At 70.4% G+C, this 12,311-nt stretch carries 13 protein-coding genes; 9 read left to right on the forward strand and 4 right to left on the reverse strand.

What is annotated here, in order from left to right; genetic code table 11:
* The 9 genes from HUX53_RS00785 to HUX53_RS00825 all read left to right on the forward strand — a co-directional run.
* On the forward strand, positions 1 to 831 hold an 831-nt coding region (locus tag HUX53_RS00785; RefSeq protein WP_176401230.1), incomplete at its 5' end, for a molybdopterin-dependent oxidoreductase.
* Positions 828 to 2,171 carry an NADH-quinone oxidoreductase subunit NuoH gene (gene nuoH / locus HUX53_RS00790; RefSeq protein WP_176401231.1) on the forward strand — a complete coding sequence of 448 codons (1,344 nt, stop codon included), beginning with the start codon at positions 828 to 830 and terminating at the stop codon, positions 2,169 to 2,171. The genes HUX53_RS00785 and nuoH, both read left to right, overlap by 4 nt.
* 240 nt (positions 2,172 to 2,411) lie before the next feature.
* Positions 2,412 to 2,954, forward strand: coding sequence for an NADH-quinone oxidoreductase subunit NuoI (gene nuoI / locus HUX53_RS00795; RefSeq protein WP_176401232.1), 543 nt, complete (start codon positions 2,412 to 2,414; stop codon positions 2,952 to 2,954).
* Complete coding sequence (locus HUX53_RS00800; protein ID WP_176401233.1) at positions 2,951 to 3,856, forward strand: NADH-quinone oxidoreductase subunit J; 906 nt, start codon at positions 2,951 to 2,953, stop codon at positions 3,854 to 3,856. The genes nuoI and HUX53_RS00800 overlap by 4 nt, the downstream gene beginning before the upstream one ends.
* Positions 3,853 to 4,152 carry an NADH-quinone oxidoreductase subunit NuoK gene (gene nuoK, locus HUX53_RS00805; protein WP_067629231.1) on the forward strand — a complete coding sequence of 100 codons (300 nt, stop codon included), beginning with the start codon at positions 3,853 to 3,855 and terminating at the stop codon, positions 4,150 to 4,152. Before HUX53_RS00800 ends, nuoK begins: the two co-directional genes overlap by 4 nt.
* 10 nt (positions 4,153 to 4,162) lie before the next feature.
* Entirely contained in the window at positions 4,163 to 6,073 is a 1,911-nt protein-coding gene (nuoL, locus tag HUX53_RS00810) for an NADH-quinone oxidoreductase subunit L (protein ID WP_176401234.1), read from the forward strand.
* The gene (locus HUX53_RS00815; RefSeq protein ID WP_176401235.1) at positions 6,070 to 7,650 is read left to right on the forward strand and encodes an NADH-quinone oxidoreductase subunit M; all 1,581 of its coding nucleotides are present in this window, start codon (positions 6,070 to 6,072) and stop codon (positions 7,648 to 7,650) included. Before nuoL ends, HUX53_RS00815 begins: the two co-directional genes overlap by 4 nt.
* Positions 7,647 to 9,233, forward strand: a complete 1,587-nt coding sequence (nuoN, locus tag HUX53_RS00820) for an NADH-quinone oxidoreductase subunit NuoN (protein ID WP_176401236.1) — start codon at positions 7,647 to 7,649, stop codon at positions 9,231 to 9,233. Before HUX53_RS00815 ends, nuoN begins: the two co-directional genes overlap by 4 nt.
* Before the next feature lie 133 nt (positions 9,234 to 9,366).
* Positions 9,367 to 10,284: a polyprenyl synthetase family protein gene (locus HUX53_RS00825; RefSeq protein ID WP_176401241.1), complete on the forward strand. Its 918-nt coding sequence runs from the start codon at positions 9,367 to 9,369 to the stop codon at positions 10,282 to 10,284.
* An 89-nt stretch (positions 10,285 to 10,373) separates the two neighbouring features.
* Here the strand turns inward: HUX53_RS00825 and HUX53_RS00830 are convergent, their stop codons facing one another.
* From HUX53_RS00830 to HUX53_RS00845, 4 genes are read right to left on the reverse strand one after another with little or no spacing between them, the layout of a single operon-like run.
* The gene (locus HUX53_RS00830) at positions 10,374 to 10,985 is read right to left on the reverse strand and encodes an ATP/GTP-binding protein (RefSeq protein ID WP_176401237.1); all 612 of its coding nucleotides are present in this window, start codon (positions 10,983 to 10,985) and stop codon (positions 10,374 to 10,376) included.
* The gene (locus HUX53_RS00835; RefSeq protein ID WP_176401238.1) at positions 10,966 to 11,391 is read right to left on the reverse strand and encodes a DUF742 domain-containing protein; all 426 of its coding nucleotides are present in this window, start codon (positions 11,389 to 11,391) and stop codon (positions 10,966 to 10,968) included. Before HUX53_RS00835 ends, HUX53_RS00830 begins: the two co-directional genes overlap by 20 nt.
* Complete coding sequence (locus HUX53_RS00840) at positions 11,388 to 11,813, reverse strand: roadblock/LC7 domain-containing protein (RefSeq protein ID WP_176401239.1); 426 nt, start codon at positions 11,811 to 11,813, stop codon at positions 11,388 to 11,390. The genes HUX53_RS00835 and HUX53_RS00840 overlap by 4 nt, the downstream gene beginning before the upstream one ends.
* Positions 11,810 to 12,250, reverse strand: coding sequence for a hypothetical protein (locus HUX53_RS00845; protein WP_176401240.1), 441 nt, complete (start codon positions 12,248 to 12,250; stop codon positions 11,810 to 11,812). Before HUX53_RS00845 ends, HUX53_RS00840 begins: the two co-directional genes overlap by 4 nt.
* Between the last annotated feature and the right edge of the window lie 61 nt (positions 12,251 to 12,311).

Genomic DNA, 12,311 nt, shown 5'->3' on the forward strand with positions numbered 1-12,311 from the left:
CGTTGCGGCTTGTCGGCGGCGGCTCGAGGTGGTGATGGGGCCCGCCCCGCCGGGAGCGGCGCGGCGGCGGCGCAGGGCGGGCGCGGCGCGGCGCTCGTCGGCGGCGTCGACCCCTACGACCTGCCCGACCCCGCCGCGATGCTCGCGGCCCTAGACGCCACCCCGTTCGTGGTGAGCCTGGAGCAGCGCCCGTCCGCGGTCACCGACCGCGCCGACGTGGTGCTGCCGGTCGCGGCCGTCGCGGAGAAGGCCGGCACGTTCGTCGACTGGGAGGGCCGCGGCCGCCCGTTCGACACCGTGCTGAAGACCGCCGGGCGGATGCCCGACCTGCGGGTGCTGGACGCGCTGGCCGACGAGATGGACGTCCACCTGGGCCTGCCCGGCCCGGAGGCGGCCCGCCGCGAGCTGACCGAGCTCGGCGGCTACCGGGGCGAGCGCCCGGACGCGCCGAACACCGCGCAGGAGCTGCCGCCGCACCCCGAGCAGGGCGAGGCGCTGCTCGCGACGTGGCGGCTGCTGCTGGACAAGGGCCGGCTGCAGGACGGCGAGCCGTTCCTCGCGGGCACCGCCAAGCCCGCCATCGCCCGGCTGTCGCCCGCGACGGCCGCGGAGATCGGCGCGACCGACGCGGTGACCGTGTCGGCGGCGCGCGGCGAGGCGACGCTCCCGCTGGAGATCACCCCGGACTTGCCCGACCGGGTGGTGTGGCTGCCGACGAACTCGGCCGGCTGCGCCCTCTACCGGGACCTGGGCACGGCCGCGGGCGGCGTCGTCAAGATCGCGAGCGGGGCGCTCGCGAGCGCCACCGAGATCGCTGGAGGCACCGAATGAGTCCCCTCGCCGCGGCCCCGGCGGCCGACCCGAAGCTGCAGGACTTCGGCAGCGACCCGTGGTGGCTGATCGGCGGCAAGGTCCTCGTCATCTTCGCGTTCCTCGTCGTGACCGTGCTGCTCACGATGTGGATCGAGCGCCGCGTCATCGGCCGGATGCAGCTGCGCGTCGGCCCGAACCGCGCCGGGCCCTTCGGCCTGCTGCAGGGCCTCGCCGACGGCATCAAGCTGGCGCTGAAGGAGGACATCGTCCCCCGGCAGGTGGACAAGGTCGTGTTCATCCTGGCGCCGGTGATGGCGGCCGTGCCGGCGTTCATCTCGTTCATCGTCATCCCGTTCGGGCCGACGGTGTCGATCTTCGGGCACCAGACGGCGCTGCAGGGCACCGACCTGCCGGTCGCGGTGCTGCTGGTGCTGGCGATGTCGTCGATGGGCATCTACGGCGTGGTGCTGGCCGGCTGGTCGTCGATGTCGCCGTACTCGCTGCTCGGCGGGCTCCGCTCGTCCGCGCAGATGATCTCCTACGAGATCGCGATGGGCCTGTCGTTCGTCGCGGTGTTCATGTTCGCCGGCTCGATGTCCACCTCGGAGATCGTCGCGGAGCAGCACGACACCTGGTTCGTGGTGCTGCTGGCGCCGTCCTTCGTGATCTACGTGATCACGATGATGGGCGAGTCGAACCGCATCCCGTTCGACCTGCCCGAGGGCGAGGGCGAGATCGTCGGCGGCTTCCACACCGAGTACTCGTCGCTGAAGTTCGCGATGTTCTTCCTCGCCGAGTACATCAACCTCACCACGCTGGCGGCGCTCGCCACCACCCTGTTCCTCGGCGGCTGGCGCGCGCCCGCGCCGATCTCCACCGTCTGGGCCGGCGCCAACTCCGGCTGGTGGCCGGTGCTGTGGTTCCTGATCAAGATCTTCCTGTTCATCTTCTTCTTCATCTGGCTGCGCGGCACGCTCCCGCGGGTCCGCTACGACCAGCTGATGAGGCTCGGCTGGAAGGTGCTGATCCCGGTCTCGCTCGGCTGGATCATGCTGGTCGCGGCCATCCGCGCGTTCCGCAACGAGGGCTACGACATCCAGCAGATCGCCATCGCCACCGCGGTGGTGGCGGCGGTCGTCCTGGTGGCGACGGTGGTCTGGGAGATGGTCCGCGGCGGCGAGGACGACAAGCAGATCGTCCCCGGCGCGGAGCGGGGCACGCAGGAGCCCGCCGATGCCGGCGGGTTCCCCGTACCCCCACTGGACGCCCCGCACTATCACGGAGCTCCGGCTTCCCAGAAGGTGCCGACCTCTCGGAAGGAGGTCACCAGTGGGACTCAGCCAACTGTCCGGGCATGAGCCCGGGCTCGCAGCTCCTGCCCGCCACTGGCAGTGGCGTATCGGGCGCATAGGGGAGGTTGGCGCCGCCCCACGACCGGAGTCGGCTCCGGTCGACGCCGTGGCGCTTACTGCGGACCGGAGAACCGTTCCCCGGCGAGCCGGGTGCGTTCAGTCCTCACGCCACGTGCTGCTACGCACTGTAGTGGCGCACTGTGACACGGTGACGCCGAATCATCGAAACCGCCCTCGAAAGGAGGCATGGCCGTGGGCTTCACGGACTTCCTGAACCCGGTCAAGGGGTTCGGGGTCTCGTTCCACCAGATGTTCATGAAGAGCGAGACCGTCCAGTACCCGGAGGTGAAGAAGCCGACCGCGCCGCGCTTCCACGGGCGGCACCAGCTCAACCGGTGGCCGGACGGCCTGGAGAAGTGCATCGGCTGCGAGCTGTGCGCGTGGGCCTGCCCGGCGGACGCCATCTTCGTCGAGGGCGCCGACAACACCGCGGACGAGCGGTACTCGCCCGGCGAGCGGTACGGCCGCACCTACCAGATCAACTATCTGCGCTGCATCCTCTGCGGGCTCTGCATCGAGGCGTGCCCCACCCGGGCGCTCACGATGACGAACGAGTACGAGCTCGCCGACGACAGCCGCGAGAGCCTGATCTACACCAAGGAGATGCTGCTGGCGCCGCTGCGCGAGGGCATGGAGGCGCCGCCGCACGAGATGCGGCTCGGCGACACCGAGGAGGACTACTACCGCCTCGGCCTCCAGCCCGACAAGAAGGGCGGTGAGGGCGAATGAACGCCGCCGTCCTCGCGGCCGAGGTCGCCGACAAGCAGTCCGGCGAGCCGTTCTTCTTCTGGGTGCTCGCCGTGGTCTCGGTGCTCGCCGCGCTCGGCATGATCTTCATGCGGAAGGCGGTGCACTCGGCGCTGCTGCTGGCGACCGTGATGCTCTGCCTCGCCGCGCTGTACGCGATCCAGAACGCGCCGTTCCTGGCGTTCGTCCAGGTGATCGTCTACACCGGCGCGGTGCTGATGCTGTTCCTGTTCGTGCTGATGCTCGTCGGGGTCAGCTCCACCGACTCGCTGGTGGAGACGATCCGGGGGCAGCGCTTCTGGGGCGCCATCGCGGCGATCGGCTTCATCGTGCTGCTGGCCGTCGGCCTCGGCAACGCGGCGCTCGGCGACTCGGCGGGCCTGAACCAGGCGAACGCCGAGGGCAACGTGGTCGGGCTGGCCCGGCTGCTGTTCTCCAAGTACGTGTTCGCGTTCGAGGCGACCAGCGCGCTGCTGATCACCGCGGCGCTGGGCGCGATGGTGCTGGCGCACCGGGAGCGCACGGAGCCGAAGCCGACGCAGAAGGACCTGTCCCTGAAACGGTTCCAGTCCGGCGACCACCCGGGCCCGCTGCCGGGACCGGGCACCTACGCGCGGCACAACGCCGTCGACATGCCGGCGCTGCTGCCGGACGGGACGCCGTCGGAGCTGTCGGTCAACCCGATCATCGCGGCCCGCACCGACACCGCCGAGCGGCACGCCGACCTGTACGGCGGCACCGAGGAGGAGGCGCTGGAGCGGGACGTGGCCGACGTCAAGGCGGTCACCGCGGAGGCCGAGGAGGCCGACGCCGAGTCGCGCTCGGTGAAGTCGGGGTCGCCGGCCACGGGCGGCGGCGCGAGTGAAGGCGAGGCTGGTCAATGAGTCCAGGGCACTACCTGGCGCTCTCGGCGATCCTGTTCACCATCGGAGCGCTCGGCGTCCTCGTGCGCCGCAACGCGATCGTGGTGTTCATGTGCATCGAGCTCATGCTGAACGCGTCGAACCTGGCGTTCATCTCGTTCTCCCGCATGCACGGCAACCTCGACGGCCAGATCATCGCGTTCTTCGTGATGGTGGTGGCCGCCGCGGAGGTCGTGGTGGGCCTGGCGATCATCATGACCATCTTCCGGACCCGCAGGTCCTCGTCGGTCGACGACGCGAACCTGCTGAAGTACTGAGAGGTCGGGAATGCAAGCGGAAGGCATCCAGGCCGCGTCCTGGCTTCTCATCGCGCTCCCGCTCGCGGGCGCCGCGATCCTCCTGCTCGGGGGGCGGCGCACCGACAAGTGGGGGCATCTGCTCGGCACCGGCACGGCGGTCGCGTCGTTCGGGCTGGGCGTCGCGATGCTCGTGCAGATGCTCGGCTACGACGCCGCGGCGCGCAGCCGGACCCAGCACCTGTGGGACTTCATCGACGTCGGCTCGTTCAAGGTCGGCATGGACCTGCTGGTGGACCCGCTGTCCATCAGCTTCGTCCTGCTGATCACCGGGGTCGGCTCGCTGATCCACGTCTACTCCATCGGCTACATGGCCGAGGACCCCGAGCGGCGCAAGTTCTTCGCCTACCTGAACCTGTTCGTCGCGGCGATGCTGCTGCTGGTGCTCGGCAGCAACTACCTGGTCATGTTCGTCGGCTGGGAGGGCGTGGGCCTCGCCTCGTACCTGCTGATCGGGTTCTGGCAGCACAAGCCGACCGCGGCGACCGCGGCGAAGAAGGCGTTCGTCGTCAACCGCGTCGGCGACATGGGGATCATCATCGCGATCGCGCTGCTGTTCGCCACGTTCGGCACGATCGACTACGGGCCGATCCTCGGCGGCGAGCACGCGGGCCTCGCGTCCCAGCTCAGCACCGGGACCGCCACCGCGATCGGGCTGCTCCTGCTGCTCGGCGCGTGCGGCAAGTCGGCGCAGCTGCCGCTGCAGTCGTGGCTGCTGGACGCGATGGAGGGCCCGACCCCGGTGTCGGCGCTCATCCACGCGGCGACGATGGTGACCGCCGGCGTGTACCTGATCGTCCGGTCCGGCCCGATCTTCGAGATGTCGGAGACCGCGCAGCTGGTCGTGACGATCGTCGGCGCGGCCACGCTGCTGTTCGGTGCGATCATCGGTTGCGCGAAGGACGACATCAAGAAGGCCCTGGCCGGCTCGACGATGTCGCAGATCGGCTACATGACGCTGGCGGCGGGGCTCGGCAAGGCCGGGTACGTGTTCGCCATCGCGCACCTCATCGCGCACGGCTTCTTCAAGGCGGGCTTGTTCCTCGGCGCCGGCTCGGTCATGCACGGCATGAAGGACGACGTGAACATGCGCCACTACGGCGCGCTCCGCGCCGTGATGATGTTCACCTACGTCACGTTCGGGCTCGGGTACCTCGCGATCATCGGGTTCCCGTTCCTGTCCGGGTGGTTCACCAAGGACGCCATCATCGAGGCCGCGTTCGACAAGGGCGGCACGTCCGGGGCGATCCTCGGCACCTGCGCGGTGGTCGGCGCGGCCGTCACCGCCTACTACATGTCGCGCGTGATGTTCATGACGTTCTTCGGTGAGAAGCGCTGGGCGGACGACGTCCACCCGCACGAGTCGCCGAAGGTCATGACGATCCCGCTGATGCTGCTCGCGGTCGGCTCGCTGGCCGCCGGCGGGCTGCTGATCCTCGGCGGGTTCGCCGACTTCCTCGAACCGGTCGTCGGGGCCCCCGAGCACGAGCACGAGTTCAAGTGGCTCACCGCCCCGGGCGCGGCCGTCTTCGTCCTGATGATCATCGGTGCGGCGATCGCGTGGCGGCAGTACGGCGCCCGCAAGGTGCCGCGCGAGGCGCCCAAGGGCTCGTTCGTCACCGTCGCGGCCCGCCGGGACCTGTACGGCGACGCGCTGAACGAGTCGCTGCTCATGCGTCCCGGGCAGTGGCTGACCCGGCTCGCGGTCTGGTTCGACGGACGCGGCGTGGACGGCCTCGTCAACGGCACCGCCGCCGGTGTCGGCGGCAGTTCCGGCCGGCTCCGCCGGGTCCAGACCGGTTTCGCCCGCTCCTACGCACTCTCGATGCTGGGCGGCGCGGCCCTCGTGGTCGCGGCGCTCCTGGTGGTGAACGTTTCATGAGCGACTTTCCCTGGCTGAGCGTCCTCATCGGACTGCCACTGGTGGGCGCGCTGCTGCTGATCGCCATCCCGCGCGAGCGGGAGACGCTGGTCAAGCAGTTCGCGCTCGGCGTCTCCCTCGTCGTCGCGGCGCTGACCGGCGCGATGGCGGCGGGCTTCGACGCGGGCGGGGCGCGCTTCCAGTTCGAAGAGAAGTACTGGTGGATCAGGGAGTTCGGGGTCCACTGGGCGCTCGGCGTCGACGGCGTCGCGCTGACGCTGATCCTGCTGTCGGTCATCCTCGTCCCGCTGGTCATCCTGGCCTCCTGGAACGAGGCGGACCGGTCCGGCGGGTCGGACGTCCCGGCGAAGCGGTCGGTGAAGACGTACTTCGCGCTGCTGCTGACGCTGGAAGCGGCCATGATCGGCGTCTTCGCGGCGACCGACGTGTTCCTCTTCTACGTCTTCTTCGAGGCGATGCTGATCCCGGTGTACTTCATCATCGGGTCCTACGGCGGCGCCCAGCGCTCCTACGCCGCGGTGAAGTTCCTGCTGTACTCGCTGTTCGGCGGGCTGGTCATGCTGGTCGCGGTCATCTGGCTGTACCCGCTGTCGGCCAAGTCCGTCGCGGACGGCGGCCTCGGGCAGGGCACGTTCATGTTCGACGAGCTGTCGAAGATGAACATCGACCCGACGACGGCGAAGTGGCTGTTCCTCGGCTTCTTCCTCGCGTTCGCGATCAAGGCGCCGATGTTCCCGGTGCACACCTGGCTGCCGGACGCGGCGCAGCAGTCCCCGGCCGGTGCGCTGGTGCTGATCGTCGGCGTCCTGGACAAGGTCGGCACGTACGGGATGCTGCGGTTCTGCCTGGAGCTGTTCCCGGGCGCGGCCAAGTGGGCGACGCCCGCCGTGCTCGCGTTCGCGGTCGTCAGCATCATCTACGGCGCGATCCTCGCGATCGGGCAGGTCGACATGAAGCGGCTGATCGCCTACACGTCGATCTCCCACTTCGGGTTCATCGTGCTCGGCATCTTCGCGATGACGTCGCAGGCCCAGTCGGGCGCGGCGCTGTACATGGTGAACCACGGGTTCTCCACCGGCGCGCTGTTCCTGATCGTCGGGTTCATGATCGTCCGGCGGAGGTCGGCGCGGATCTCCGACTTCGGCGGCATGCAGAAGGTGGCGCCGGTGCTGGCCGGGATGTTCCTCATCGCCGGCCTGTCGAGCCTGTCGCTGCCCGGCCTGTCGCCGTTCATCTCGGAGTTCCTCGTCGTGGTCGGCACGTTCAGCCGCTACGAGTGGGCCGCCGTCGCCTCCATCATCGCCATCGTGCTCGCCGCCATCTACATCCTGTGGATGTACCAGCGGACCATGGGCGGCCCCACGGTCCCCGCGGTCGAGGGCATGAAGGACCTGTCCGCCCGGGAGAAGTGGGTCATCGCCCCGATCATCGCGATCATCGTCGCGATGGGCTTCTTCCCGCAGCCGGTGCTGCACGTGATCAACCCGTCGGTGGACCACACGCTGGCCCGGGTCGACCAGCACGACCCGGCGCCGGACATCACCGGTAACGTCGCCGAGAACGGAGCCCGTCCATGAGCACCACCAGCCAGGTGAGCGCGGTCCTCGCGCAGGGGGGTGACATCCCCGCACCGCACATCGAGTACGGGCACATCATGCCCCTGATCCTGGTCCTCGGCATCGCCGTCGTCGGCGTGCTCGTCGAGGCGTTCGTCGGCCGCAACGCGCGCTACTACGTGCAGGTGCCGCTCGCGTTCATCGGCCTCGCCGCCGCGTTCGCGTGGACGATCGGGCTGGGCTGGAGCGAGAACCCGCACCACGTCGCCGCCGAGGGCGCGCTCGGCGTGGACGGGCCCACGCTGTTCATCCAGGGCACCATCCTGGTGCTGGCGCTCGTCAGCCTGCTGCTGATCGCCGAGCGCGGCGGTGCCCGCGCCGACGGGGCGTTCGCCGCGCAGGCGTCCGCGCTGCCCGGCACCGAGGCCGAGCAGCGCACCGCGGAGGCCGGGGTCATCCAGACCGAGGTCTTCCCGCTGATGATGTTCGCCGTCGGCGGCATGATCATGTTCCCGGCGGCGAACGACCTGCTCACGATGTTCGTGGCGCTGGAGGTCATGTCGCTGCCGCTGTACCTGCTGTGCGGGCTCGCCCGCCGGCGCCGCCTGCTCTCCCAGGAGGCGGCGGTCAAGTACTTCCTGCTCGGCGCGTTCTCGTCGGCGTTCTTCCTCTACGGCATCGCGCTGCTGTACGGGTACGCCGGGTCGGTGCGGCTGTCGGCGATCTCCGCGCAGATCAGCCGGGACGCCGGCAGCGAGACGCTGCTCCTCGCGGGCGTCGCGCTGCTGTCGGTGGGGCTGCTGTTCAAGCTCGGCGGCGTCCCCTTCCACATGTGGAAGCCGGACGTCTACCAGGGCGCCCCCACCCCGATCACGGCGCTGATGGCGTCCGGGACGGTCGTCGCCGCGTTCGGCGGGATCCTGCGCGTCTACTACGTCGCGTTCGAGACGCTGCGCTGGGACTGGCGCCCCTTCATGTGGGGCGTGGCCATTCTCACGATGGTCGCCGGGTCGATCATCGCGATCACGCAGAGCGACATCAAGCGGATGCTGGCCTACTCCTCGATCGCGCACGCGGGCTTCCTGCTCATGGGCGTGATCGCCAGTTCCCCGCACGGCCTGTCGAGCACCCTGTTCTACCTGCTCGCCTACGGCTTCACGTCGGTCGGCGCGTTCGCCGTCGTCACGATGGTGCGGGACGCCAACGGCGAGGCCGGGCACCTGTCCAGGTGGGCGGGGCTCGGCAAGCGGTCCCCGGTGGTCGCCGGCGTGATGGCCTTCTTCCTGCTGGCGTTCGCCGGGATCCCGCTCACCAGCGGGTTCACCGGGAAGTTCGCGGTGTTCAAGGCGGCCGTCGAGGGTGGCGCGACGCCGCTGGTGATCGTCGCGGTCATCGCGTCCGCCGTCGCCGCGTTCTTCTACGTCCGGGTGATCGTCGTCATGTTCTTCAGCGAGCCGGACGCGGACGGGCCGGTCGTGGTGGCCGGGCCGGCGACCGCGGTCGCGGTCGCCCTCGGCGTGACGGCTACTGTGGTACTCGGCGTGATCCCGCAGCCGGTTCTGGACCTCGCGGGTCAGGCCACGACCCACATGTTCGTCCGTTAGGGAGTCTTGGGTGAGCAACCCCTCCGCTGCGAAGTCCGGCGGGCCGGCCGGTACGGTGACCGGCCCGTTCGGGCTTCCCATCGACGCCGCGCTCGCGTCCAGTGCCAACGCGCGCTTGGCCGATGTCGAGACCATGCTGCTCGACTGCGTGCGCGGCGAGGACCCGCTGCTCACCGAGGCGTCCGAGCACCTCGTCGAGGCGGGCGGCAAGCGGTTCCGGCCGATGCTGGTGCTGCTCGCCTCGCACTTCGGCGACCCCGCCGCGGCCGGCGTGGTGCCCGCCGCCGTCGTCGTCGAGCTGACCCACCTCGGCACCCTCTACCACGACGACGTGATGGACGAGGCGACCGTCCGGCGCGGCCAGGAGTCCGCCAACTCCCGCTGGACGAACACCGTCGCGATCCTCACCGGCGACTACCTGTTCGCCCGCGCGTCCGACCTGCTCGCCGACCTCGGCCCGGAGGCCGTCCGGATCCAGGCCCGCGCGTTCGCCCGCCTCGTCCGCGGCCAGATCCAGGAGACGATCGGCCCCGGCACGGACGCCGACCCCCTCAAGCACTACCTCCAGGTCGTCGCCGACAAGACCGCGTCCCTCATCGCCGTCTCCGGCCAGTTCGGCGCCCTCCTCTCCGGCGCCCCCGCCCCCGTCGTCGACACGATCACCTCCGCCTGCGAGAAGATCGGCATCGCCTTCCAGCTCTCGGACGACATCCTCGACATCGACTCCGAGACCGAGGAGTCCGGCAAGACCCCCGGCACCGACCTCCGTGAGGGCATCCGCACTCTCCCGGTGCACCTCGTCCTCGACGGCGTCTCCGCGGGCCCCGACGACGCCCGCCTCCGCGACCTCCTCACCCAGGACCTCACCGACGACGCCCTCCACGCCGAGGCCCTCACTCTCCTGCGCGCCCACCCCGCCATGGACCGCGCCCGCGCCGACCTCCGCCAGTGGGCCGAGGACGCCCGCGCCGAACTCCTCACCCTCCCCGACATCCCGGCAAGGGACGCCTTCACCAACCTCTGCGACTACGTCGTCTCCCGCACGGGCTGAGCGGTTCCCCAGCTGCCGGACGGTGTTGACAAGCGGGGCCGTTCGCGGCGTCGGCGTCATGCCGGCGGCGCGAACGGCCCCGCTTTTGGTCAAGCGTTCTGGGGAGTCGGCTCTTCGGTCACGCCTCGGTACTTCATGGCGTGGACGACCAGGTTGATGAGGACTTCTTTGCAGGAGTCGAGGCTGCGGGCGTCGCAGAGCATGACGGGGACCTTGGGGCCCAGGTTGAGGGCCATCTGGATCTCTTCGAGGTCGTAGCGCTTGGCGCCCTCGAAGCAGTTGACGGCGACGACGAACGGGGTGCCGCGGCGCTCGAAGTAGTCGACCGACGGGAAGCAGTCGGACAGGCGGCGGGTGTCGGCGAGGACGACGGCGCCGAGGGCGCCGAGGGCGACCTCGTCCCACATGAACCAGAAGCGCTCCTGGCCGGGGGTACCGAACAGGTAGAGGACGTACTCGTTCCGCATCGTGATGCGGCCGAAGTCCATCGCGACGGTGGTGGTGTCCTTGCGCTCCACCCCGGAGACGTCGTCCACGCCGACGCCGCGGTCGGTGAGGAGTTCCTCGGTGCGCAGCGGCTTGGTCTCGGAGACCGTGCCCACCATCGTGGTCTTGCCGACCCCGAAGCCGCCCGCGATCACGATCTTGACCGCGGTGGGGAGCCGGCGGGCGCGCACGCCCTTAGAGGGCCCGGAGACCATCGATCACCGCCTTGTAGAGCCTGATGTCGTGCATGTCCGCCTCCGGTTCCGGTTCCTGCATGGAGACGAACCCCTTGTCGAGCAGGTCGCCGAGCATCACCCGCACGGTCGCGACCGGCAGGTTGAGGTGGCCGGTGAGTTCGGCGACCGACATGACCTTCGTGCAGAGCCGGATGATGGCCAGGTGCTCGGGTCCGAGGCCGATCGCGCCCTCGGGTTCGGGGCCGTCCGCGACGACCAGCGTGATCAGGTCGAACTTGCCGCGGGTCGGCTCGATGCGGCCGCTGGTCATCACGTACGGCCGCACCATCGGGCCGGCCTGGTCGTCGAGATACCGGTCGTGGCCGGGGTACGGCGCCGGCTCGTCCGCCCAGGCGTCCGGCGCGGGATCCTCGGGGGGCATCATGCCGGGCGTCCCTCCCCGGCGGACTCCGAGCGCGCGGGCGAGGTCAGGTGGTGGCCCATCGCGGTGACGAGCATGGCCATCTCGTAGGCGATCAGGCCGACGTCGGCGTCCTCCTCGGCGAGGACGGCGAGGCAGGCGCCCTTGCCGGCCACGGTGACCAGCATGAACGCCGACGCCATCTCGACGATCGTCTGCCGGACGGGGCCGCCGCCGAAGCGGACCCCGGCGCCCTTGGCGAGGCTCTGGATGCCGGCGGCGACGGCCGCGAGGTGCTCGCCGTCGTCCTGCGTCATGCCCTCGGAGGACGCCATGAGCAGGCCGTCCGCCGACAGCACCACCGCGTTGCGGGCGTGCGGCAGCCGGTGGACCAGGTCGTCCAGCAACCAGCCCAGATCGGAGGACGTACCGGTCTTCTGTGTCACTGATCTTCCTCGCCTTCCGCAGCGTTGGTGCCGGAGTCCGTGTCGTCCCGCTCGTCCGGGCGGCCGGCCGCGGCCTGCGCCGCGTCGGAGCGCCCCCGCCGGGTGCCGCGCTGGTAGGAGCCCATGATGCGCTGGATCTCCGCGGGCGAGCGGCCCGGGTCGTCCTGCTCCTCGGGCTCCTCGGCGACGACGGGCTCGTCGGTGCGCAGCGGTTCGGCCAGGTTCGTCTGCGGGACGCGGACGGGCAGGCCGGACGGTGTGGTGGACGTGTCGGGCACGGGTGACTGGTCCTCCGGCTCGATGGTGTCGGGCCGCCCGCCGTCTCCGGCGGCGGGCTCCCCGGGGGAGCCGGCGCCGGCGGGGATGTCGGGCTCCCCGGACGGCGCCGCTGCACGCTCGGCCCGCCCGGAATCGCCGAGCGCCTGTCCCTTACACACCTCTGACGCTGCCCACGAAGCGGACAGCGCACACCCCTGGTGCACCCCCACCCATCACAAA

Origin of the sequence: Actinomadura sp. BRA 177, assembly GCF_013372625.1 — a bacterium.
Classification (GTDB): Bacteria; Actinomycetota; Actinomycetes; order Streptosporangiales; family Streptosporangiaceae; genus Spirillospora.